General features: G+C 66.8%; 25 protein-coding genes. 6 read left to right on the top strand and 19 right to left on the bottom strand.

The window, feature by feature from the left end; genetic code table 11:
• The first annotated feature begins 16 nt into the window (after positions 1-16).
• On the top strand, positions 17-1,450 hold the full coding sequence (locus K6T25_RS13105) for an FAD-dependent oxidoreductase (RefSeq protein WP_222914816.1): 1,434 nt from the start codon (positions 17-19) through the stop codon (positions 1,448-1,450).
• 7 nt (positions 1,451-1,457) lie between these two features.
• Here the strand turns inward: K6T25_RS13105 and K6T25_RS13100 are convergent, their stop codons facing one another.
• From K6T25_RS13100 to K6T25_RS13090, 3 genes are all read right to left on the bottom strand, one after another.
• Positions 1,458-1,838 carry a truncated hemoglobin gene (locus tag K6T25_RS13100; RefSeq protein WP_222914814.1) on the bottom strand — a complete coding sequence of 127 codons (381 nt, stop codon included), beginning with the start codon at positions 1,836-1,838 and terminating at the stop codon, positions 1,458-1,460.
• Between the two features lie 91 nt (positions 1,839-1,929).
• A complete protein-coding gene (locus K6T25_RS13095) occupies positions 1,930-3,339 on the bottom strand; it encodes a glycerate kinase type-2 family protein (protein WP_222914810.1) in 1,410 nt (469 codons plus the stop codon).
• 130 nt (positions 3,340-3,469) lie between these two features.
• Positions 3,470-3,667: a hypothetical protein gene (locus K6T25_RS13090; RefSeq protein ID WP_222914808.1), complete on the bottom strand. Its 198-nt coding sequence runs from the start codon at positions 3,665-3,667 to the stop codon at positions 3,470-3,472.
• Positions 3,668-3,913: 246 nt separating this feature from the next.
• On the opposite strand from K6T25_RS13090, the gene K6T25_RS13085 reads away from it, so the two are divergent.
• Together K6T25_RS13085 and K6T25_RS13080 are read left to right on the top strand one after the other, a co-directional pair.
• Positions 3,914-4,783 carry a universal stress protein gene (locus tag K6T25_RS13085; protein WP_222914807.1) on the top strand — a complete coding sequence of 290 codons (870 nt, stop codon included), beginning with the start codon at positions 3,914-3,916 and terminating at the stop codon, positions 4,781-4,783.
• 110 nt (positions 4,784-4,893) lie between these two features.
• Positions 4,894-5,193 (top strand): DUF7526 family protein, encoded by a 300-nt coding sequence (locus K6T25_RS13080; RefSeq protein WP_222914805.1) that lies wholly within the window; start codon positions 4,894-4,896, stop codon positions 5,191-5,193.
• Between the two features lie 84 nt (positions 5,194-5,277).
• Here K6T25_RS13080 and K6T25_RS13075 read toward each other — a convergent pair whose 3' ends face one another.
• From K6T25_RS13075 to K6T25_RS13050, 6 genes are all read right to left on the bottom strand, one after another.
• Positions 5,278-6,060, bottom strand: a complete 783-nt coding sequence (locus K6T25_RS13075; RefSeq protein WP_222914803.1) for a hypothetical protein — start codon at positions 6,058-6,060, stop codon at positions 5,278-5,280.
• 452 nt (positions 6,061-6,512) lie between these two features.
• Positions 6,513-8,660, bottom strand: a complete 2,148-nt coding sequence (gene katG, locus K6T25_RS13070; protein ID WP_222914801.1) for a catalase/peroxidase HPI — start codon at positions 8,658-8,660, stop codon at positions 6,513-6,515.
• Between the two features lie 216 nt (positions 8,661-8,876).
• Positions 8,877-9,518, bottom strand: coding sequence for a helical membrane plugin domain-containing protein (locus tag K6T25_RS13065; protein WP_222914799.1), 642 nt, complete (start codon positions 9,516-9,518; stop codon positions 8,877-8,879).
• A gap of 1 nt (position 9,519) precedes the next feature.
• Entirely contained in the window at positions 9,520-10,665 is a 1,146-nt protein-coding gene (locus K6T25_RS13060; protein ID WP_222914798.1) for an NAD(P)/FAD-dependent oxidoreductase, read from the bottom strand.
• Positions 10,662-10,904: a sulfurtransferase TusA family protein gene (locus tag K6T25_RS13055; RefSeq protein ID WP_222914795.1), complete on the bottom strand. Its 243-nt coding sequence runs from the start codon at positions 10,902-10,904 to the stop codon at positions 10,662-10,664. Before K6T25_RS13055 ends, K6T25_RS13060 begins: the two co-directional genes overlap by 4 nt.
• A 204-nt stretch (positions 10,905-11,108) precedes the next feature.
• Entirely contained in the window at positions 11,109-11,507 is a 399-nt protein-coding gene (locus tag K6T25_RS13050) for a helix-turn-helix domain-containing protein (RefSeq protein WP_222914792.1), read from the bottom strand.
• A 287-nt stretch (positions 11,508-11,794) separates the two neighbouring features.
• Between K6T25_RS13050 and K6T25_RS13045 the strand changes: the two genes are divergently transcribed.
• Positions 11,795-13,099 carry an acetamidase/formamidase family protein gene (locus K6T25_RS13045; protein ID WP_222914790.1) on the top strand — a complete coding sequence of 435 codons (1,305 nt, stop codon included), beginning with the start codon at positions 11,795-11,797 and terminating at the stop codon, positions 13,097-13,099.
• Between the two features lie 5 nt (positions 13,100-13,104).
• Here the strand turns inward: K6T25_RS13045 and K6T25_RS13040 are convergent, their stop codons facing one another.
• The 5 genes from K6T25_RS13040 to K6T25_RS13020 all read right to left on the bottom strand — a co-directional run bounded on the left by K6T25_RS13040 (position 13,105) and on the right by K6T25_RS13020 (position 18,242).
• Positions 13,105-13,377, bottom strand: coding sequence for a ubiquitin-like small modifier protein 1 (locus tag K6T25_RS13040; RefSeq protein ID WP_222914788.1), 273 nt, complete (start codon positions 13,375-13,377; stop codon positions 13,105-13,107).
• 66 nt (positions 13,378-13,443) lie between these two features.
• Entirely contained in the window at positions 13,444-14,118 is a 675-nt protein-coding gene (locus K6T25_RS13035; protein WP_222914785.1) for an AIM24 family protein, read from the bottom strand.
• A 339-nt stretch (positions 14,119-14,457) separates the two neighbouring features.
• Complete coding sequence (locus K6T25_RS13030) at positions 14,458-16,725, bottom strand: hybrid sensor histidine kinase/response regulator (protein WP_222914783.1); 2,268 nt, start codon at positions 16,723-16,725, stop codon at positions 14,458-14,460.
• A gap of 371 nt (positions 16,726-17,096) precedes the next feature.
• Entirely contained in the window at positions 17,097-17,687 is a 591-nt protein-coding gene (locus tag K6T25_RS13025) for a site-specific integrase (protein WP_222914781.1), read from the bottom strand.
• Positions 17,688-17,729: 42 nt separating this feature from the next.
• Positions 17,730-18,242, bottom strand: a complete 513-nt coding sequence (locus K6T25_RS13020; protein ID WP_222914779.1) for a hypothetical protein — start codon at positions 18,240-18,242, stop codon at positions 17,730-17,732.
• A gap of 142 nt (positions 18,243-18,384) precedes the next feature.
• Between K6T25_RS13020 and K6T25_RS13015 the strand changes: the two genes are divergently transcribed.
• The gene (locus K6T25_RS13015) at positions 18,385-18,594 is read left to right on the top strand and encodes a HalOD1 output domain-containing protein (protein WP_222914777.1); all 210 of its coding nucleotides are present in this window, start codon (positions 18,385-18,387) and stop codon (positions 18,592-18,594) included.
• 103 nt (positions 18,595-18,697) lie between these two features.
• Complete coding sequence (locus tag K6T25_RS13010; protein ID WP_222914775.1) at positions 18,698-19,450, top strand: hypothetical protein; 753 nt, start codon at positions 18,698-18,700, stop codon at positions 19,448-19,450.
• Positions 19,451-19,475: 25 nt separating this feature from the next.
• Here K6T25_RS13010 and K6T25_RS13005 read toward each other — a convergent pair whose 3' ends face one another.
• The 5 genes from K6T25_RS13005 to K6T25_RS12985 all read right to left on the bottom strand — a co-directional run bounded on the left by K6T25_RS13005 (position 19,476) and on the right by K6T25_RS12985 (position 22,820).
• The gene (locus K6T25_RS13005; RefSeq protein WP_222914773.1) at positions 19,476-20,531 is read right to left on the bottom strand and encodes a ring-cleaving dioxygenase; all 1,056 of its coding nucleotides are present in this window, start codon (positions 20,529-20,531) and stop codon (positions 19,476-19,478) included.
• 99 nt (positions 20,532-20,630) lie between these two features.
• Entirely contained in the window at positions 20,631-21,365 is a 735-nt protein-coding gene (locus K6T25_RS13000; protein ID WP_222914771.1) for a competence/damage-inducible protein A, read from the bottom strand.
• Between the two features lie 134 nt (positions 21,366-21,499).
• Entirely contained in the window at positions 21,500-21,847 is a 348-nt protein-coding gene (locus tag K6T25_RS12995; protein ID WP_222914769.1) for a HalOD1 output domain-containing protein, read from the bottom strand.
• On the bottom strand, positions 21,840-22,271 hold the full coding sequence (locus tag K6T25_RS12990; RefSeq protein ID WP_222914767.1) for a DUF7344 domain-containing protein: 432 nt from the start codon (positions 22,269-22,271) through the stop codon (positions 21,840-21,842). Before K6T25_RS12990 ends, K6T25_RS12995 begins: the two co-directional genes overlap by 8 nt.
• A 141-nt stretch (positions 22,272-22,412) precedes the next feature.
• Positions 22,413-22,820: a helix-turn-helix domain-containing protein gene (locus tag K6T25_RS12985; protein ID WP_222914765.1), complete on the bottom strand. Its 408-nt coding sequence runs from the start codon at positions 22,818-22,820 to the stop codon at positions 22,413-22,415.
• Positions 22,821-23,199: the final 379 nt, after the last annotated feature.

Here is a 23,199-nt window from a genome sequence, read left to right as displayed (position 1 = left end):
CCGGTCACCGACGGATGTGACAGATCCGGTCGTTATCGTCGGCGGCGACGCGGCGGGGTTGAGCGCGGCGAGCAAGCTCTCCCGTGAGGACCCCGACCGCGAGGTGATCGTGTTCGAGCGCGGCAGCTGGGTGTCGTACGCCCACTGCGGCGAGCCGTACTTCGTCAAAGGCGAGGTGGACACCCTCGACGACCTGCTGTCGTTGTCGCCCGCGGCGATCGACGAGCGGGGGATCGACCTCCGGCGCGAACACGGGGTCGTCGGCGTCGACACCGACGCCCGGACGGTCGCGGTCGAGGGCCCGGACGGCTCGTTCGAGCAGCCGTACGGCGACCTCGTCGTCGCGACCGGTGCGCGCGCCCGCACCGAGCCGATCGCCGGGAGCGACCTGACCGGCTCGTTCACGATCCACGGGCTCGATTCGGCGGCGGCCGTGCGCGCGCTGTTGACGCCGCCCGCGACGTTCGCCGTCGAGGATCTCGGCGGCGGCGACAACCTCGACCGGGAGATGGTCGCCCGCTACGGCGCGATGGAGCCGCCCGAGACCGCCGCGATCGTCGGCGGGGGGTACGTGGGCGTCGAGATGGCCGAGGCGCTGGACGCGTGGGACGTGGACGTGCACCTGTTCCAGCGCTCGGAGCTGCCGATCCCGATGTTCGGCGAGGCGGTCGGGGAGGCGGTCGTCGAACACCTCCGCGAGCAAGGGGTCACCCTCCACCTCGGCACCGAGGTCGATCAACTGCTCGGGGAGGACGGGCGCGTCGCCCGCGTTCGGTGCGGAGACGGGACAACCGTGGCCGCGGACATGGCGGTCGTCGGCGTCGGCGTCGCGCCGAACGTCGAGATCGTCGAGGATACACCCGTCGAGTTGGGCGAGTCGGGCGCCATCGCCGTCGACGAGTACGGCGAGACCACCGTCGAGAACGTGTACGCCGCCGGCGACTGCGCCGAGGACCGCCACGTCGTCACCGGCGAGCAGGCGTGGGTCCCGCTCGGGCTAACGGCGAACCGGGCCGGCCGGGCGATCGGGGAGACCCTTGCTGGGACACCGACCGAGACCGGCGGTATCGCGGGGACGGCGGTCGTGAAAGCGTTCGAGGAGGAGTGTGGCCGAACGGGCATCCTCGACGCCGACGAGGCCCGCGATGCCGGGTTCGATCCGGTCTCGCGGACGATCACCGCGGGGTCGCGGTCCGGCTACTACCCGGGCAACGAGGATACGACGGTCACGCTCGTCGCCGACCGCGAGAGCGGGCGACTCATCGGAGGGTCGATCGTCGGGAGGGACCGGGCGGCAGTCCGCATCGACACGGTGGCGACCGCGCTGGAGGGCGGGCTCACCGTCGACGAGGTCGAACGGCTGGACCTCGCGTACGCGCCGCCGTTCAGTCCCGTCTGGGACCCGATCCTCGTCGCGGCGAAGGTGCTGAACGGCACCCTGGACGGCTAGTCCCTCGTCACTCGCCGTCGGCTTCCTGCTCCGCCAGCAGGTCGGCTTCGTAGGCGGCGACCGCATCGACGACGGCGTCCGCGTCCGACTCGTCGACGTCGAACGCTTCCAGGCTCTCGTACAGCAGGTCCACGGCCCGCTGGATGTGATCGGGCGTGAAGGGAACGTGGAGGTGTGCCTCGCGGACCGGCGCCGCGTCGTACGTCTCCGGCCCCCCTGCCGCCTCACACAGGAAGTCAGTCTGTGTCTCCCGGAGCCGCTCCATGTCGGCGTCCTCGAAGAACGGGCCCAACTCCTCGTCGGCCGCGAGCCTGTCGTAGAACTCGTCGACCACGGCTCGGATCCCCTCGTGGCCGCCGAGGCGGTCGTACAGCGTGTCGCTCGCCATAGATATGCGGTCGACATCGATCGAAAAATGCGTTCCGCTCGGTCGCCGCCGCCGGACCGGCCGAGGGCGCCGAGATCTGTTCGACGGCGGCTCACTGCCCGACGACGACGACACGGAGGTCGTTGACGTTCGTCCCGGTCGCGCCGGTTCGGATCAGTGCGTCCCGGTCGCGCAACGCGGAGAGCGCGTCGTTGTCGTCAAGCGCGGCCCGCGCAGCCGCCGCGTCGGCCGCGTTCCCGACCGTCTGCGCCGTCACGAGCGCGCCCGCGGCGTCGGTGCTGCCGTCGCGGCCGTCCGTGTCGGCGGCGAGGAACGCGACGGGTCGATCCGCGACCGGCGACTCGGGGAGCGCGAACTCGATGCCGGCGGCGAGGGCACACTCGAGGTTCGGCCCGCCCGTCCCGTCGCCCTGGACGGATACCGTCGTCTCGCCGCCCGAGAGAACGACCGCCGGCGGCTCGATCGGGTTCCCCGAGTCGGCGATCTCCTCGGCGACCGCGGCGTGTGTCACGCCCGCCGCCCGGGCTTCTCCCCTGATGCGACTCGACAGAACGATCGGGTCGTACCCTTGGTCGGCGGCGGCCGCCGCGGCCGCTTCCAGCGCCGTTGCCGCGTTGGCGAGCACGTGCGTGTCGACCCGATCGAAGACGGTCGCGTCGGCCGTCGGCGTCTCCGGTTCGGCGCCCTCCGCGCCTCGCTGTAGGTGCTCGCGTACAGCGGGCGGGGCGTCGATCCCGTAGCGATCGAGTACGTCGAGGCCGGTTTCGTACGTCGAGTCGTCGGGCGCGGTCGGCCCGCTACCGATCACGCTCAGGTCGTCGCCGACCACGTCGCTGAGGGCGATCCCCACCACCGTCGCGGGGGCGGCCGCGGCCGCGAGTCGCCCGCCTTTCACCCGCGAGAGGTGTTTCCGGACGGCGTTGATCTCCTCGATGTCGGCGCCGGCGCTCAACAGCGCGTCCGTGGTCTCGCGCAAGGCGGGCAACCCGACCGAGTCGACCGGCGCCGCGAACAACGCGCTCGCGCCGCCGGTGACAAGCGCAAGCACGAGTGTCTCCTCGTCGGCCGCTCGGGCCAGGTCAACCGCGCGGGTCGTCCCGTGGACGCCGGCGCTCGTCGGAACGGGGTGCCCACCGACGACCCGTTCGATCCGCGACTCCCCCGCATCGTCCCCGCCGTCGGAGTCGTCCGCGCTGTCGACGACGATCACACCCGCGGCGATCTGGTCGCCCAGAATCGACTCCAGGGCGCTCGCCGCGCCGTCGGCCGCCTTACCGCCGCCGACAACGACGATCCGGCCGTACGCGTCGAGGTCGTAGGTATCGTCCCCGACGGCCAACACGGACTCCTCAATCGAGACGGCCTCGGCGACGACCGTCGCCGGAAGCGACGCCTCGATGCCGGCACGGAGACACGCGACGGCGACCCGCTCGGCGTCGGTTGCTGGCGCGGCCGAGGGGTCGCTGACCGCCGCGTCCGTCGACCGCTCGTCTCTCGGCATACCGGACGTGGTCGCGGTCGCGACATAATTTCATCGGCGTACCGCGGCGTACTGCGGGACACGTGGGCCGGACACGCTCGAACTGGGCGGCATCGACGACCGTCGCCGTGGCGCTCGGTCCGACCGGCCACTACCGTTCAGTGTGAACGCGTCGAGACCGCCACTCCCACGCCACCTCGACTGCGACCCAGACGGCGGCCCACATCCAGAAGAGAACGAACACCAACGCGGTCGAGGTCAACAGCTGTGGCTGCAGTCGCTCGACCGCACCGACCAGCTCCGGGTAGAAGCGGACGGCGAACGCGGTCGTCGCGGCGAGTCCGACCACAGCGCAGCCAACGTGTACGATCGCCGTACGAACCCCTGTACGGCGTCGAGCGGCTGGAGGCTCGGGACGCGCTCGGTCCGCCTCGTTCGTCGATGGGGTGTTCACGTGTATCACGCTCCACATGTAAATATCACGAACGTCTATGATATATCTGTCGGCGAGGTGGCCCGGTGCGTGCCGGGAGACTGCGGAACGTATCGGCAACAAACCATTATTGACTGCAGCGCGTATCGCCCGCTACCGGGCATGTACGACGATATCCTTCTCCCGTTCGACGGGAGCGACGGCGCGAGAGCCGTTCTCCACCACGTCGCCGAGATCGCCGGCACCGAGGACGCGACGATACACGTACTTTTCGTCGCCGACACGACGCGTGATTCGGTGACCGTCATTCGGGGACAGCCCGTGGATGCACTCGTTGACCACGGGGAGTCCGTCGTTGCGGATGCGGGGCAGACGCTCGCGTCACTCGACGTCGACTTCGACACGGACGTCGTTCAGGGGAATCCGGCGCCGGAGATCACCGACTACGCCGACCGACACGGCCACGATCTGATCGTGATGCCCACGCACGGGCGAGCGGGGATCTCCCGGTTCCTGCTCGGCAGTGTGACTGAAAAGGTCGTCCGGCTGTCGTCGGTCCCGGTGTTGACGGCACGGATGCAACCGGACGAGCAACTCGCGTTTCCCTACGACGACATCCTCGTTCCGACGGACGGCAGCCCCGGAGCGGCCCCCGCGGTCGAACACGGGCTCTCGCTCGCGTCGGCGCTCGATGCGACCGTTCACGCGCTGTCGGTCGTGGACACCGCGTCGCTGGGGTTCGATGTCCGGTCGGCCGTCTCGGCGGAAGCCGGAGAGGGGGCCGCGACCGACGCCGTCGACGACGTCGCCGCACAGGCCGAATCGTACGGTGTCGGCGAGGTCGTTCGGCATCTCAGACGGGGGAACCCGGTCGCCGAGATCCTCGACACTGTCGATGGGGAGGACATCGACGCCGTCGTCATGGGGACGGTCGGTCGTCGCGGCACCGATCGGGTTCTGTTGGGCGGCGTCGCCGAAAAGACCGTTCGGTCGGCGCCGGTTCCGGTGATAACGGTCAGGAGAACGGAGTAGCGACGCGTTGGCGACCTGAACCGCCGAATCGTTCACGCCGGTCGAGACGGCACGACGAGCCGGCGCCACTCGACCGACAAGGAGATGCGACAGCGGCCGAAGACACGCCCGTGACCGAGACGATCACGATCGAGGTGATACACGCCGTCGCGCCGGAGGAACTCGACGAGGCCGACCTGCAGCCCTCGCTTCGGGAACTCGCCGACTCCCGCCACGTGCTCGTCGGTCGTCGCGGCGGACGCCAGTCGTGGCTCGATCGGATCCGGGCGTTCGTCGCGCGCGACCCGGTCGAGGCGGTAACGGTCGTGACCGACGAAGCCGCGAGCGAGGGGGCGGAGCTGACCCTCGCCGTCGACGAGACGGAGATCGCGGGGGTGTACGTCGCGTCGGCGACACGGACGGTCGACTGAGTACCGACGGGCGGTCGTCACAGCTCTCGGCAGCATGGTTGCTCCCGCCCCGTCGTGTCGCAAGGAGGTACGTTGGCAGGCGAGTCAGAAGTTCGAGTACGACACCTGTGCCACTCCGTATCCGGCGGTAGTGGACGTCTCTTTCACCACGTCTCCGCTCTCGAGGATCTGGACGGTGAGTTTCTCGTCGGACCCGTCCTGTTTCTGTGCGTTTACGGTGATGACGTTCGGTGAGCCGTCGATGTCGATCGTCCTCGAGCCGGTGCCGCTGATCGAACGCGACGACTCACCTGTCGATATCGATCCCTGCCATGCCGCGTTGTACTGGATCCGAACCGAGAACGGGCTCTCTTCACTGCCGCCGCCGCCGTCGTCCGATCCACCACCACCGAAGAGATTTGCGCTGACTTGTGCGAGCCCGTAGGCTGCCGTCGAACTCGCTTCTTCGATCACGTCTCCGTTCTTCAGGACCTGTACCGTGATCTCGTCTGTCGAGTCGTCCTGCTTTTGAGCGTTCACGGTGATGATGTCCGGCGAGCCCTCTATCGAGATCGTCCGGTCGCCTTCGCCGTCGACGGACCGCGTCGACTCCGCCGTGCCAACGCTTCCCTGCCACTCGCCGTTGTAGCGGATCCGAACCGAATACCCGGTCTCCGAGGCGGCCGTGTCAGGTTGTGCTGACTCGTCCGTCGCTGTCTCGGTTGATTCCGATGTCGCTGACGGGTCGTCCGTCGCGGTCGCCGTCGACCCCCCTCGACTCTGCCCGCCGCCACTGTTCCCGTCGCCGGAGTCCGTATCCCCGGTACAGCCTGCTATGCCGGTCAGTCCGGCGACACCGAGACTCCTCAAAAACGATCGTCTATCCATACAGCGTGTTCATACAGCGTTCATATCAAACTTTCGTCAATTTCTACAGAACCAGAAACGGTGGATCCGGTGTGATCCTCTTCGCGTCCGGCGATTTACGATCCTTCCTCATGGGGTCACGGATTTCTCACTGGAGGCCCCGGTCACAACGGGTCAAGTAGGGTGATATCGACGTTCCCCCCGCACTACCGCGCGATGAGTATTCGTCTCAGCTGGCTGCACCCGCTGAGGATGGTGTAGCACAGTTCGCACACCCACGGGGGTCCCGTGATTCGCTACAAACGGCTGAGAAACCTACCGATGGAGGAGGATCACTCTTGGTTCTGTGTTTCTCCCTGTGACGAGTCTCCGGTATCCCCTGTACCCGGCGTCTATCGCATGCCACCATTGCCGGCTATCGAATTCGTCACCGGAACGAAAAGACGGTGCCCGGGATCCGGCCGGGTGTGTCGCTACTCGAGGTCGAACCGGTCGAGCCGCATGACCTTCTCCCAGGTGTCGACGAACTCCTCGACGAACTCCTCCTCGCCGTCCTCTGCGGCGTACACCTCCGAGACGGTACGCAGGCGCGAGTTCGAGCCGAACACGAGATCGAAGCGGGTGGCCTCCCACTCGACCTCGCCCGTCTCGCGGTCGATGCCCTCGAAGATCTCACGCGACTCCGAGACCGGCTCCCACTCCGTGTCCATGGTCAGCAGGTTCACGAAGAAGTCGTTGGTCAGCGTCCCGGGCTCGTCCGTGAGGACGCCGCGGTCGGTGTCCTGGTACGTCGCGCCGAGCGCGCGCATGCCGCCCAGCAGGGCGGTCATCTCGCTGACAGACAGGTTCAGCAGGTCCGACTTGTCGACCAGCAGGTCCTCGGCGCGGCCCGGGGCGTCGTCGCTGAGGTAGTTGCGGAAGCCGTCCGCGTCGGGCTTGAGCGCCTCGAACGACTCCTCGTCGGTCCACTCCTGCGTGGCGTCCGTCCGACCGGGGCTGAAGGCGATCTCCACGTCGTAGCCGGCGTCGGCAGCGGCCTGTTCGACGGCCGCGTTGCCGCCGAGCACGATCAGGTCCGCGAGCGAGACCTTCGTGTCGTCGGACTGCGCGGCGTTGAACTCCGCTTGGACCTCCTCGAGCGTGTCCAGGACGGTCTCCAGCTCGGCCGGCTCGTTCACCTCCCAGCTACGCTGGGGTTCGAGGCGGATGCGGGCGCCGTTGGCGCCGCCGCGCTTGTCGCTGTCGCGGTACGTCGAAGCGGACGCCCACGCGGTCTTGACGAGTTGAGAGGTCGACAGGTCGGTGTCGAGGATCTCCGATTTCAGCTCGGCGGCGTCCTCCTCGTCGATCAGGTCGTAGTCGGCGTCGGGGACGGGATCCTGCCACAGCATCTCCTCGTCGGGAACCTCCGGGCCGAGGAACCGCTCGGGCGGGCCCATGTCGCGGTGGATGAGCTTGTACCACGCCTTCGCGAAGCTGATCCCGAACTCCATCGGGTTCTCCTGGAACCGTTCGAGGACCTCGCGGTAGTCCGGGTCGTGTTTCAGTGCCACGTCCGTCGTGAGCATCATCACGTCCTCCCGGTCCGAGGGATCCTGCACGCCGGGCGCGGCGTCGTCGAGCTCGCCGTCCTTCGTCGTCCACTGCCACGCGCCGCCGGGACCCTTCTCCGGCTCCCACTCGTGGTTCAGCAGGTTGTCGACGTAGCTCGTGTCCCACTGGGTCGGCGTGGTGTTCCACGGGCCCTCGATCCCGCTCGTGATCGTGTCGGGGCCCTTGCCCTCGCCGAAGTCGCTCTCCCAGCCGAGGCCCTGCTTCTCCATGGGCGCGGCCGCGGGCTCGGGGCCGACGTGTTCGTCGGGGTCGTCGGCGCCGTGGACCTTCCCGAACGTGTGTCCGCCGGCGATGAGCGCGACCGTCTCCTCGTCGTTCATCGCCATCTGACCGAACGACTCGCGGATGTTCTGTGCGGAGCCTTCGAGGTCGGGCTCACCGTTCGGGCCCTCGGGGTTCACGTAGATGAGCCCCATGACCGTGTTGCCGAGCGGCCACTTGAGGGTCCCGTCCTCCTCGAACCGCTCCTCGGAGGACAGCTCGAACTCGTCTTCCGGACCCCAGTCGACGGACTCGTCGGGCTTGTAGTCGTCCTCACGCCCGCCGGCGAAGCCGAAGGTCTCGAACCCCATGGATTCCAGCGCGACGTTGCCGGCGAGGATGATCAGGTCACCCCACGAGAGGTTGCGGCCGTACTTCTGTTTGACCGGCCACAGCAGTCGGCGAGCCTTGTCGAGGTTGGCGTTGTCCGGCCAGCTGTCGAGCGGCGGAAGCCGCTGTCGCCCGCCGGAGGCGCCGCCACGGCCGTCGTACGTTCGGTACGTCCCGGCGCTGTGCCACGCCATTCGGATGAACAGCGGACCGTAGTGACCGTAGTCGGCCGGCCACCACTCCTGGGACGTCGTCATCACGTCCTCGATGTCCGCCTTCACTTGGTCGAAATCGAGCGACTGGAACGCCTCCGCGTAGTCGAACTCCTCGTCCATCGGCCCGTGGTTCTGGGTGTTCTGGTCGAGGATATCCAGGTTCAGTTGGTCTGGCCACCAGTCTTGATTGGATCTAATCATCACTCGATGATTGCCGTCCGCGCATGTTAATATTGCCTTCTCGAGTAAGGAACTGTTCGCTGTATCAAAACTGGCTATCGAAACGGCGAATATTTGTTCGCTCTTTGGGGACTGCCGCCGGTGCTCCCCGGGTAGTCGCCCCGTCCGGAACTCCGACTCGGGGCTCCGATCTCAGTGAGACGACCGGCCTCAGATCATCCGGCGGTGTATCCGTGACTACGCGTTCTCGGCCCGCTCGCGGCCGATCGCGCCCGCGAGCGCGAGGAGGTACCCGAGCCCGTACTGGACCTCGGGGTCCCTGATCCCGCGGGCGAGCCCGATCGCGCCGACGCGCTCGGGCGCTTCGGCCTCCGCGTCGCCGACGCCGTCGAGGAGCGTCTCGATCCCCTCCCGGGTGTCCTCGTCGGCGGCGGTGTCGGCGACCTCACCCAGCCCGGACCCGGTGCTCGCCAGCGAGCGCACCATCTCGTCGCTGAGCGCCGCGGTCGCGAGGGAGCCGACCTCGGCGATCTCCGCCAACTCGTCGAGGGTGCCCGAGCGCTGCAGGGTCACCAACGTGTCGAGCGCCTCGGTCAGTTCCTCGCCGTTGTCGCCGACGGCGGCCGCGAGCGCGACCGTCTCCTCGGTCGCGAGTCCGTCCGCCGACTCCGCGAGCGTCCCGGCGGTGCTCGACAGTTCACGAACCATCTCGTCGCTGAGCGCGCCCTCCCCGAGCGCGAGCACGTCCAACAGTTCGTTGACCGCGTCCAGTCGCTGGACGAACTCGGCGACAGCTTCGGGGTTCTCCGCGATCGCCTCCTCGAGCGCGTCGCTGTCGACCGACTCGGCCTCCTGCTGGGCTGGTTCCGAATCGCTCATGTTACAGTAACCCCCGCGCGGTGAGCCAGTACGCCTCGTTGTACGCCAGCTTCGACCAGTGAAGCTTCTCCGAGGGCGGCGCGGGCGCGGGCGGGTTCTCGTAGTCGAACTCGACGAACGACGCCTCGTCCATGCCGGTCTCGATGAAACACAGCGTCTTGCCGTCGTACGTCTCCGTCGCCGGGTAGCCGCGGACGTGGCTCGCGAGCCGCTGGCCGACGACGCCCGCCTGATAGTGGGCGACGCTACCGGCGTTGGGCACGCCCGTCGCGGCGGTGTCGCCGAGCGCGTACACGTCCTCGGCGTGTTTGGCTTCGAGAGTGTGTTTGTCGACCTCGACCCAGCCGCGGTCGCCGAGGCCGGCCTCCTCGATCAGGTCGACCCCGCGGTGCGGCGGGATGTCGACGAGGAGGTCGTACTCCAGCTCCGACCCCTCCATCGACGAGATGACCTGCTCGTCGGGGTCCACCTCCTCGGCGTTGAAGAACGTCTCGACGGCGATGTCGCGCTCGTCCATCTTCGGGCGCGCCCACTCGGCGATGTTCGGGTTGCCGTGAACGCGGTTCACCGGGTAGGTGTAGGTGATATCGACGTCGTCGCGCAGTCCCCGTTCCCGGAACCACGCGTCCGCCATGAAGACGAACTCCAGCGGCGCGGCCGGGCACATGTGCGGCGTCCCGACGACGCTGAGGACGAGGTGGCCCTCGGTAAACGAGAGTAACTCCTCTCGGAGCGCCTCGGCGCCGTCCTCGCTGTAGAAGTCGTACCCGCCCTCCCGGAGGCCCGGCACCTCGTCGGGCGCGAGCGTCGACCCGGTCGCGAGCACGAGGTGGTCGTACTCGTTCGGGCCGGTGCCGTCGCGGTACTCGATCCGCTTGGCGTCTGTGTCGACGTCGATCACGCGGTCGATCCGCAGATCGACGCGGTCGTCGACGAGCTGTGAGAGCGGACGACGGCCGTCCTCGGACTCGCGCTTGCCGAACGGGACGTACAGCCACACCGGCTTGTACACGTGGTCGGGACTGTCGTTGACGAGCGTCACCCGAACGTCCCCGGCGTCGATCTCGGCGTCGAGCCGCTCGGCCAGGTCGTTCGCGAGAACGCTCCCGCCGGTCCCCGCGCCGACGATGACGATCTCCTCGGTCATGCTTTCTTCACGTAGAAGTCGTAGCCGTCGTCGGTCTCGACCAGTTCCAACAGCTCGTTGCCCGACTCCTCGGTCCACTCGGGTACGTCGGTCGTCGACTGTTCGTTGTCGCTGCGGAGTCTGACGATCGCGCCCGAGTCGACGCTCTTGATCGCGCCGATCAGGTCCATCAGTGGGCCGGGACACGCCGCGCCCCTGGCATCAACGGTCTTGTCGAGGTCGTATGCTGCGTCGGTCATGGCTCTACCTGTAGAGACGGCGGGCATCCCATTAATATTGTTGACTGTGTCCAAGACTCTGGGAGTCATCGGAACCAAACTACGTTCGGAGATAGCCTCGGCTGAATTGATAGTGCGGGTATTGTACAAGACGATTCCCGCCGATAGCGGTTCGTCGAACAGGGAGAAGCTGCGGCCAGTGACGGAGGGGCCGTCCCGTCCCAGTCAGTTCTCGACGGGGACTCGATCGGGCTGCTCGTACTTGGTCTCGAACTCCCCGATGAGCTGGCCCATCTTCGCGTACCAGTCGTTGAGCATCCGCTGCATGTCGTCGGCGATCTCCGACGGGTCGGTCGGACTGTAGACGTGGTAGTAGCCGCCCTGATCGTAGTTGATCTGCTCTTTCTGGATGAACCCGGCATCGAGGAGGCGCTGGACCGCCCGGTAGGCGGTCGAGCGCTCGCGGTCGACGCGCTCGGCGACCTCGTCGATAGTGAGCGGCGAGTCCGCGGAGACCAGCGTCTGATAGCAGTCCTTGTCGAGTTGCTTCAGACCGTGGAAACACTCCAGCAGCCCCTCGCACTCCATGTCCCGCTGGAGTTGTTCGGACATCGAATCGGGCATTTGTACATATCTTATACTTTCTCCGCCGTAATAAGGATTGTGTGTACGACACACAACCCCGTCCTGACGACCCTCTCGGCCGGTGAGCCGACGTAGCAACTCCAGTTTGAATCCCCGAGATCAGTGGTGGGTGAGACGCCGACCCGTTCCACCCGCCGTCGGGTTCGCGAAGGGAACGCGGTCCGCGCGTTCCCCCGTTCAACTCGTCGGACGTTCGGCGGAGCGACTCCGGCGGGCCGTCCCCTGTCGGCGACGCTTATGCGACTGGCTCACATAGCCACGATCGTATGTCCCAACAGATCCAGGAGGAACTCGAGGTGGACGCGTTCACCCTCGGGCTCGTCGGTCCCGATCAGGAGTGGGCTGGTACCGTCGCCGACGGCGGAACCGTTCGCACGCACACCCCGCCGGCGTGCTGGGGCCCGATGATCACCCCCGAGTTCAGGGGCGGTCACGAGGTGACGCGACCGATCCGCGTCGAGAACGCCGAGCCCGGCGACGCGCTCGTCGTCCGGATCAACGACGTCGAGGTGACGAGCACGGCCACGAGCACGGGGAGTATGGCCGAACGCGAGGGCGCCTTCGGCGACGACCCGTTCGTCGACCACAAGTGTCCCGAATGCGGCGCACTCTGGCCCGAGAGCGTCGTCGAGGGGACGGGCGAGGACGCGATCCGCTGTGCCGAATGCGGTGCGAACGCCTCGTCGTTTGGGTTCGAGTACGGCTACACCGTCGCGTTCGACGACGAGAAGACGGTCGGCGTCACCGTCGACGGGGACGGCGCCCGGCGGCTCGCGGAGAACGCCGACGAGGCGATGGCGTTGCCGGAGCACTCCCGCCAGCATCCGATCCTGCTGTACGGTCCCGACGAGATGCCCGGCGCGCTCGGTCGCCTCCGACCGTTCATCGGGAACATCGGGACGACGCCCGCCCGTGAGTTCCCCGACTCGCACAACGCCGGCGACTTCGGCCAGTTTCTCATCGGCGCGAGCCACGACTGGGGACTCGCCGACGAGTCCGAGCTGGAGGCGCGCACCGACGGCCACATGGACTCCAACGACGTCCGGCCCGGCGCGACGCTGATCTGTCCGGTCCGCGTCGAGGGGGCCGGCCTCTACGTCGGGGACCTCCACGCGAACCAGGGGGACGGCGAGCTCTCCTTACACACGACAGACGTGAGCGGACGGACCGAGTTGGAGGTCGAGGTGATCAAGGACCTCGAACTGGGCGGGCCGATCCTGCTCCCCAACGAGGCGGACCTGCCGCACATCGCGAAGCCGTACACTGCCGACGAGCGGGAGGCCGGGCAGGCCGTCGCCGACGAGTACGACGTGGACGAACTGCACGACGCCGCGCCGATCCAGGTCGTCGGCTCGGGCGCGACGATCAACGACGCGACCGAGAACGCCTTCGACCGTGCGGGCGACCTGCTCGACATGACCGAAGGGGAGATCCGCGGCCGTTGTACGTTCACCGGTGGCGTCGAGATCGCTCGGCTGCCGGGCGTCGTCCAGCTCTCCATGCTCGTCCCGATGGAGAAGCTGGAGGAGGTCGGACTGGCGGAACCCGTCCGCACACAGTACGGACTGTAGGTCGACTACCCCCCGCGCATCGCGGGGAACACCCGCACCTCCGCGTCGGCCGGGCAGTCGTCGTCGATAGCTGCCCGGTCGCCGTCGACGGTCACCCGGACGCTCGGACGCAACGACCCGTCCCCGTCGCTGAGGTGTGACTCCGTCCGTGGGTGGGCTGCACACAGCGCGTCGAGGACATCGCGGACGGTCGGGTGCTCCGGCAGCGAGTCGGGACCGACCCGGACGGTCTTCGATCCCGTCGCCGAACGGAGCGGACCGTACACCTGCACGTTCACACCGCCCACTCGGCTGCGGCCGACAAAGGTTCCGGGGTCACAGGGGCAACAAACCGGCGACGGGGATCAGCCCTCGTGGTGCTGCGGGCGCTCCTCGAACGGCTGGATCACGACGAATCCGCTCTGGCCGGTGAACTCCATCTGGTACGTCTCGCCGGAGGACTGCCCGATCGCGTCGCTCAGGCTGCGGTTCGTCTCGATACCCGGCGAGAGGTCGGCAGACCACGCGACGGTCGCGTCCGGATCGGTCTTCACAGGCGGTTCGAGCACGAGCGGGTCGCCGTGGGTCGTGATCGCGATCAGTCCGGGGCCGGTGAGGAAGACGTTCGTCAGCCCCGCCGCGGAGGCGCCTCCGAGGCTGCCGATCGTCGAGATCGAGTAGTCGACCGCCGCCTCGAACGCGAGGACGTCGTTCCCGTTCACCGAGATGGATTCGCCGTCGGCCAGCGAGAGGACTTGGATCTGCTTCTCTTGATCGGCGACGTACAGGTGTCCCGTCCCCTCCACCTCCATGACGGGCGTCCCCTCGCCGGACACCTTCGATTTGATGAAGCCGCCCAGTCCGCCCTCGGCCGACGACCTGCCGGTGAACGAGAGGTCGCCCTGATACGCGATCATCGATCCGGCCTTCGTGAGGACCGTGCCGTCGACGTCGATGTCGAGGAGCTTGCCGTTCTCCAGCTCGAAGCGGTCGTCGCTTTCGCCGGGCGCGTGCTGTGAAACGAAGTTGTCGAGTTCCATTGTCGATCTCGGTCTCGGGGACCTGACTACGAGTCGCTCGTCATCGGACAAAAAGCTAGCCGGCTCGATTGAACTCGTCGACGTGTCACTGTGTCGTGTGGTAAAGCTGACAACCGAGCCACTAACCGCGAACGGTCGAGTGAGCAGGCAACGAGCCGACCGAAGGGAGGCTCGCAGGCTGCCGGTCGAGCTCTTGCCAGGGAGCGAGCGTCGCGAGCAACCGCAGCAAACGGTCGGTAGGCGGACCTACTCCCCGGACGTTCCGGGGTTCCGTCCCCGTCGGATCTCATCGCCGCAGTAGAACAGGGGACTCGCCACCGCTGAGAGCACGCACGTGTACTACTCACCGACGAGTTCGACGCCGGTGATCTCGAACCGTGCACCGCCGTCGGTTCCGTCGACGACACGGATGTCCCAGTCGTGGGCCGCAACGATCTGTTCGACGATGCTCAGTCCGAACCCGGTTCCCTCGTCGTTGGTCGAATACCCCGTCTCGAACACATCGGTACGCTCCTCGGGGGGGATGCCCGGTCCGTCGTCCTCGATATAGAACCCGTTCTCCAGTTCCCCGACGGTGATGGTCACGTCGGCACCGCCGTACTCGACCGCGTTGCGAACGAGGTTCTCGAACACCTGCTTCAGGCGGCTCCTGTCGGCAGTGATTCTCCGATCGATGTCCGTGACGAGCGTGGCGTCCGCCGTCTCGACGCTGGCCCAACAACTATCGGCTATCGTCGCGATATCGACCGATTCGACCTCGGAGATCGTCTCGCCCTCACGGGCCAGCGTTCGGAGATCCGTGATCAGGGTGTCTATTCGTTCCAACGCGTGTTCGATAGGGTCCAAGAGTTCGCTCTCATACTCCTCTCGGACGAGATCTAGGTGTCCTTCGGCCACGCTCAGTGGATTCCGGAGGTCGTGGGAGACGATACTGGTGAACTCCTCGAGCCGGTCGTTCTGGCGGATCAACTCCGCCTCGTGTGCACGCAGTTGGTCGGTCTGTCTGACCTGGTCCAGTGCCAACGTGAGGTTCCCGGCCAAGATCTGTCCGAGCACGAACTCCTGCTCGTCGAAGCTATTCGGTTCCGGAGAGCCGGCCAACATAATCCCGTGGTCGCCAAGCGGGAGATAGAGTTCGCTCCGCATCGGCGTCTCCTGGTTTTTCCTGTCCGGGTCGTCCTGTACGTCGTCGATCGCAAGCGACTCACCCTGCTCGTACGCGCGCCACGCGATACTGTCCCCGCCTGTGAACAGTGGTACCTCGCCGAGGAGATCGGACAGGGTGTCAGTCGCGGCCACCGGCACGAGACCGGACTGCTCCGCATCGTACAGGTGGATCGAACACGCGTCCAGTCCCAGTATCTCGCTCGCCGCCGCAACGCCGATGTCGGCGATCTCGTCGCTCGAACCGACGGTCATCAGCATCCGATTTCGTTCGTGGAGCGCTTGTAACTGCTCGGCGTGTCGCCTCTGCTCGGTGATGTCCTGCTGGAATCCGACGTACTGACTGACCGACCCGTCCTCGGTATGTACGGGAGCGATCGAGACGCGATTCCAGAAGTCGGTGCCGTCCTTCCGGTAGTTCAGGAGTTCGACCGTGACCGGCTCTTGAGCGTCGATCGCCTCCCGCATCGTAGCGACCGGCTCCTCGGCAGTGTCGTCCCCCTGAAGGAAGCGACAGTTCCGTCCGATAACGTCATCACGGTCGTAGCCTGTCAGTTCCTCGAATCGATCGTTGATGTAGACGACCGGATTGTCCTCCTGATCGGGATCGGTGATCGTGATACCGACGGGCGCTTCGTCCATCGCACGGATCTTCGTCCGGAGTTCCGTCTCGCGTTCGCGGCGATCACTCAGGTCGCGTACCGTGCAGACCAGTTCCTCGTTCCGCGTCCGTGAGACGACGTGATCTTCGGGGAACGTCGTGCCGTCCGCTCTGAGTCCTCTGGTTTCGCCGTGCCAGTACCCCTCGTCGGCAACCGTCGGGACGATCTCCTCACGTGCAAACGGCACTTCGTCATCGGGATAGACCAGTTCCCAGTGTTCGCCGAGCATCTCTTCGGGCTCGTAGCCGTAGAGGTCCGCGTACGCCTGGTTCACGTAGATGAACTCGCTATCGGTGCTGAGGATGCTGATGCCTTCCTGTGCGCTCTCGATGGCTTCCTGCTGGCGGTGGCGCTCCTGGTCGGCACGATACCGTTCGACGGCGTTTCGCACCCGGTTCGCCAGAACGGCGTATTGGTCGGTACCGCTCTCTTTCTGCAGATAATCGGTGACCCCCGCCGAGATCGCGTCGCTGGCGACCTCCTCGCTTCCCTTCCCGGTGTAGAGGATGAACGGCAGTTCGGGGTGGTCCTCGCGGACGGCCTCGAGGAACTCGACCCCGTTTCGGCCCGGCATATCGTAGTCGGAGACGACACAGTCCACCCGTTCGGTAGCGAGATGTTCGATCCCCTCAGTGGCACTGAGGGCTGTCTCGACGGCGAACTGGTCGTCTTCACGGCTGAGAAAGGTGGCGACCAAGTCAGCGAAGTCCGGCTCGTCATCGACGTGGAGCACCCGGATCTCCTCGAGTTGACCGTGGGGCGATGTACGAGTGGGGCTCATTCGACGATATTCGCCCGTGTGTTTCCGGCTATATTATAAGACAGTTCCGTCACAGCCGACAGTGACCGCGTCGCCGGCGGCGAACGGAAGCGGTGAACCGGTCGCGAACCGACCGGAGCAACCTTCGTTACCGGGGTCCGCTCTCACCCGCTGCGCTCGGTCAGTCGACTCTCGGTACCACCCGTTGATGCCAAAACACCGTCGTCACAGGGTTTCACTCCGTTCCGGCGGCTAACACCTCGCTTCGCTCGCGAATGCTCGTGTACCGCTGCCGTTCATCGAGCCGAGCACCCTTATCGAACTGCTGTTCGACCACGGGGCGTGACGAACCACCGGGAGTTCAACGGAGTCGACGAACTCGAAGGGAGTTGCTACGAATCGAGCGCGTCCTCCGCGGCCTCGCGGAGCCGTTCGACGTTGTCGTCCCGATAGCTCGCGTGCGTCGTCTCGACGGACCGGTGTCGAAGCACCTCCTGAGCCAGCTCCGCGCTCGTGTCGTACAGTTCGTCGCCGAGGCCACGCCGCGCGCCGTGCGGGAGCAGCGCCTCGCCGTCCTCGGTGACGCCGCTTTCCGCCGAGAGCCGCTTCAGGAGCGTTCGCGCGCCCGCCGTCGAGATCGCCGGCGGGACGAGGTCGTGCTCGCGCAGCAGTCGCCACACGCTATCGTTCGTCGGCTCGGCGGCGACGCCGTCGGCGTCCCGAACGAGCCGATAGAGGCTCGGCAGGTGGCTCGTCGGGAAGACCGGCCACTCCTCGCCGGGCGGATCCTGGCGACGATAGTGTGCGCGGAGCCGTTCGGTCCCCGGCTCTAGCTTCGGCGTCCGCTGCCATTCCTGGGTCTTGCCGTACACACGCAGCGTCCCCTCCTCGAGATCGGCGTGTCGCCAGCGGATCCCCTGTCGGCGGTCGTTTTGCGGGTCGCGAAACAGCTCGGCGCCGCGAGCGCCCGAGTAGGCGATCACGGCGACGAGCGCCCGGTCACGCGTTGCACGCGCCGGGCCGAGCTACCCACCGTCGAGTGCGTCGTCGATCCGCCAGTCCATCCAGCGGACGATCCGCTCGCGGGTGTCGGCGCTCCAGAACTGCTCGCGGTCGTCGCCGCGGACGCCGACCGAGCGGTCCGGCAGCGCGTCCGTCGGGACGGCCGATTTCGCCGGGTTCGTTTCCAGGGCGTCGCGCTCGAGGAGGGACGTGCAAAACGACCGAACCAGGGCGAAGTACTGGTGAGCTGTCCGCCCGGTGATCCCCGCGTCGGGGTCGTCCTCCCTGGCCCAGGCCCGGCGCGCAAGGTGGGCGGCGTACGCTTCGAGCCGTCCGACTGATAGATCACCCACCGTCACGGCGCCGAGGTCGCCCGTCGTCTCCACGAAGTCGCCGACGACGCGCTCGACTTCACCCCGGTGGCGACCCGAGTCTCCCGTGCTGACGTGGGCGACGAACCCCGCCAACGCGTCGTCGAGATCGGTCGTCGTCCGAACGTCCCTCGGAACGTCCGTCCGGTCTGGCTGCGGGCTCATCTCCGCATGGAAAGGTCCTGCCGGTGTCATAACTCTCCCGCACAGGATTCCTGGATACCGTTCGCTCCGGAGCCACGCGGGAACGCCAAACGACCGCTACGACAAGGCTCTTATTTATGTGGAACGTCCTTCATCTATCCAGTTGACTTCCGAAACTGTCCACGAGATCGTCTCGACGATCGCGGAACGGGACGGGGTTCAACCCGAGCAACTCGACCCGCCGCTCGCGGCCGTCGTCGACCCCGACGCACTGACGTCGGTCCTCCGTGACACGTCCGGGTACGTCACGTTTCAGTACTGTGGGTACATCGTCACAGTCGGCGCCGACGGGACCGTAACCGTCGAGGAGTAGCGACCTGCGTTCGGGTCCCGGACCGCCGTGACGGGCGGTGTGGTCGGGGTGCTGTCGCAGCGGAGACACGTTTATGTCTCCCCTTGCACGTCCCCGAAACGATATGTCAACGACATCGGTTCGGGGAACGGTTCGGGGACTTGCACAGCGCGGCAATCCCGCGTTCGCGGTCGCCGTCGTGGCGGTCCCGTTGCTCGCACTGGGGTACTCCCTCACCGGCGCTTCGGTCCAGATACATACGTACGTACACGTGATGGCGGGACTCATGTGGACCGGGACGGACCTCTTCATCGGCGCCGTGCTCGGCCCCGTGGTCGGCGGACTCGACGAGGAACAGAGCGCGGCGGTGTTCGAGCGGCTGACGCCGAAAACGGCGTTCCTTCTCCCGGCGCTTGCGTTCACGACGATCGCGGGCGGGATCACGCTCGCGCAGCGGATCGGCGTGTTCCCGCACGCGGACGTGTGGCTTCCGCTGTTCACCGCCGCGAACGTGATCCCGATACTCCTGCTGTTCGGCTACCGGATGAACGTCTTCGGTGACCGGCGCTGGCAGGCGGTCTTCGTGGTCGGGAGCGTCGGGTCGCTGGCGTGGGTCGCGACGACGATCGGTCAGTTCCAGATGACGACGCCCGTGATCGCGGTCGCGCTCGTGATCGTGACGGTGCTGTCGGTCCAGGGGTTCGGCTTCCTGTTACCCGGCGAGATCCGGATGTACAAGCAGATGATCTCGGCCACGCCCGACCCGGCGGTCATCTCGGCGATCGGCCAACAGAACGCGAAGTTGGGTCTCGTGCAGGGACTCTTTCAGCTGCTGCTTATCGCCGATATGGTGTATCTCCGCTACGGCGGATTCTGAGTCCGCGAGCGTACGCGTCCGCCCCTCAGTCGTCGGCCTCGCTTTCGGCTGTCTCCGCCGCCTCGGCCCGCGGCACCGTCACGTCCGCGAGCTGCGCTTCGATCTCCTCGCGGCGCGCCTCGAACTCGCCCGGCAGCACCAGCCGGCCGCCGAGGTCGTCGAGCGGCTCGTCGCTGTCGTAGCCGGGGTCGCTCGTCGCGAGCTCGAACAGCACGCCGTTGTGCTCGCGGAAGTACACCGAGCGGAACCAGTGGCGGTCGATCTGCTGAGTCGGTCGCAGCCCCTCCTGCTGGACGGCCGAGCGCATCGCGGACTGGTCGTCGTCGGTGGGCGTCTGGAACGCGACGTGGTGGACGGTGCCGTGGCCCTGCCGGCCCGCCTGCACCGTCGGCAACACGTCGACGTATTTGCCGACCGGGCCGGCGGCCGCGAACCGGGTTCGCTCGTCGCCCGGCGTGTCGCCCGGCGACTTCTCGGTCGCGACCTGCTCCAACCCCATGGTATCCAGGAGGTCCATCGTCGCGTCGGGGTTCGCCAGCCACAGCGTCACCGAGTGAAAGCCGCGGATCGCGTGCTCGGCGGGGACGAACTCGGTCCACGGCACGGTCGGGTCGTCGTCGGGGATCGCCACTTCGACAAGCTCGACGGGAAGGCCGTCTGGGTCGCGGAACGGGAGGACCGTCTCTGCTCGCGGCTCGTCGCCGCTCGCGTTCTCCGAGGCGCTGCGCGCCTCGTCACCGAAGCGTTCGACGCGCTCGTCGTACTCGACGCCGTGCTCGTCGAAGCGCTCCTCCCAGTAGTCGAGGCTCCCCTCGGGCACGCGGAACGCGGTTCGCGACACCTGCCCGGAGCCGACTTTCCCCTGCGAGAGGTCCTCCCAGGGGAAGAACGTCATGCTGGTTCCGGGAGTCCCCTCCGCGTCGGCGAAGAAGAAGTGGTACGTCCCCGGGTCGTCCTGATTCACCGACCGCTTTACGAGTCGGAGCCCGAGCGTCTCGACCCAGAAGTCCATGTTCCGCTGCGGGTCGCCGGCGACACAGGTGACGTGATGGATGCCCGGCGTGGGCGTGACGGATGTCATTGTCCTACCCACGGGCTGGAGCGACTTGAACACGCGCTGACGCGAGTGTAACCGGGCGGGGGAGTGACACCCAGTTGGGAGAGTGACACCCGGGCCGATTCACTCCGTTTCGGCGATCCGCACTCGTTCCGCGAGCCACCCGATCGTCTCCTCCACGTCGCCCGCGTCGTCGCCGCGGACGGTCAGCCGGTTGTGCCCGTCGGTGGCGGGATAGCTCCCGATGGCAACGTCGAACCGATCGCGCGCGCCGTCGAGCGTCTCGACCATCGACCCCTCCGGCTGCGGCGTGTACAGCGTCCGCGTCACCTCGTCGCCGGCGAACTCGTCGGCGACGCGTCCGAAGACGGCCTCGACCTCCGCCGGAACGCCCGGCATCGCGTACACGTTCTCCAGCACGAAGCCCGGACACAGCCCCTCGTCGTTGGGGACGTACCGCGCGCCCGCCGGGAGCGACGCCCACGCGGCGACGTCGATCTCCAGTTCGTGCGCCTCGACGAGGTCGGGGTTCGCGTCGCGGTAGGCGGCGACCGTCTCGACGACGGCCGCCCGAACCTCCTCGCGGACGGCCAACTCGGCGTCGAAGGCGGCCGCGATGGCATCTGCCGTCACGTCGTCGTGCGTCCCGCCCAGTCCACCGGTGACGATCACGGCGTCGTAGGCGTCGCTCCACGCGAGGACCCGCTCCGTGATCGCCAACCGGTCATCCGGCATCGTGAGGATGCGCCGGACCCGCGCGCCCCTGCCGGCGATCTCGCCCGCGAGCCACGAGGCGTTCGTGTTCGTCGTCTCCCCGGCGAGCACTTCGTCGCCGACGGTAACGATAGCGACGTCCATCGCACGGGGAGAGGGCCGCGCCGGGTAAAAGCTCGCGGGCGCGGAATCGGTCGTCACGTCGGCGCGACGCTCTCGCTCTCGATCGAACTGACGACACAGCGGATCGGTCCCGGAGCCCCGAACTGCCCTCTCAGTCACACGGCGTCGGCGACGGATGCGAACACGCTGATACGGCCGTCGGTACGAACCTCGACGAGCGACTCGTCGTACTCGAACCGAACGAAGTCGGGCTTTGGAGCGGTCGGAGACCGTCCGGCTGCCACGAACTGGGTGACCGCGTCCATGTCGACACAGTCGTACAACGTCGGGCCGGTCAGCTCGTGGGGTGACACACGCTTCGCGTCGGCGAGCGCCCGCACGATCGCGCTCGTGAGATCACCGCCGGCCGCGGGATCGAACTGTCTGTGTGCCGTTTTGGTCCAGTCGCGACCCCTCCAGTGGACCTGCGGGTCTCGCTCCGGCGACGCGTCCGAGTCATCCATTGATGCCTCGGGAAGCGACCGGCTCGTCCAGTACCGTCTCGACGGCATCGAGCGCGGCGACGACAGCGGCGAAGCGCTCGCCGGGCGCCACGGTGGCGTCGTCGGGATCGAACCTGACGACATCGAGTGACGTCAGCTTCGGGACGTGCTGGTGGTACAGCGACGCGTACACGGTCTCACACTCCTCGTTCGTCACCCCGGGTTCCGCCGCAGTGTGTTCCACAGTCGCGACGTCGATCGCGAGATCGTCGAGGTCGCGTGCCCCCTCCTCGTCGAGCACGCGGCAGATGGTACGGCGCCGTTCCGCGGCCAGCGCGTCGAACACGAAGTCCGGACACGTCGTCTGTGCGGTCGGTAACACCCCCCTCGTCGACGTGTGGTCCGTGGAACCAACCCCGTCGGAGTCGAACCGATCGCCCATCATATGGCCTACACTCGGAGGCCGACGCATAACTGATGGTACCGATCGGTGTCAGGTTAGCTCCCGATTCTCCTACTGTCTGCAGGCGTACACAAACAGATGGCCCGACGTGAATGGGTCCCGACCGAGACTGTCGAGGGATCGCTACTGCTCGGCGGCTTCGGCAGACGCCGACTCGCGCTCTTCGTACTTGGTCTCGAACTCGCCGATGAGCTGCCCCATTTTGGCGTACCAATCGTTGAGCATCCGTTGCATGTCGTCCGCGATGTCGCCCGGCCCCGCGGGCGAGTACACGTGGTAGTAGCCGCCCTGCTCGTAGTTGACCTGGGTCTTCTCGATGAACCCCGTGTCCAGCAACCGCTGGATCGATCGGTAGGCCGTCGAACGCTCGCGGTCGACGCGCTCGGCGACCTCGTCGACGGTCAACTCGCCGTCGGCGGCGACGAGCGTCCGATAACACTCTCTGTCGAGCTGCTTGAGCCCGTGGAAGCACTCGAGCAGCCCCTCACACTCCATATCTTCTCGCAGTTGGTCGGACATCGCATCGGGCATGAGTTACCGTACACTACCGGCTCCACGAGCATAATATTTGTGTACTAATCACACAATCCTACAGGGACACGGCGCAGCCGGTGGACACGCTGATCGACCGTGAATAGATCGGGCACTGCTCGTCACGTCCCGCTCGTTCGCGGATCGAGACCGTGTGTGGTACTCAAAAACAGCCGCGAGACGACGCGCATTGGCGCGCACCGACGAGTAGTAGAGCAGACGCCCCGAGGGAACTTGTCATCGTACCGATGGCAGCGACTCACTTTGGGCCGGAGTACCACGATCGCGCCCCGACCTGCGTCTCTCGTGTGTAGCCACCCATAACTTACACATCACCATGGGTTCGTTACCGGAATACAGTCTTGTACTACAATTGCAA

It is taken from the genome of Halobaculum rubrum (assembly GCF_019880225.1).
In the GTDB taxonomy this organism is placed as follows: Archaea; Halobacteriota; Halobacteria; order Halobacteriales; family Haloferacaceae; genus Halobaculum; species Halobaculum rubrum.
This window is presented reverse-complemented; position numbering and strand designations above follow the sequence as displayed.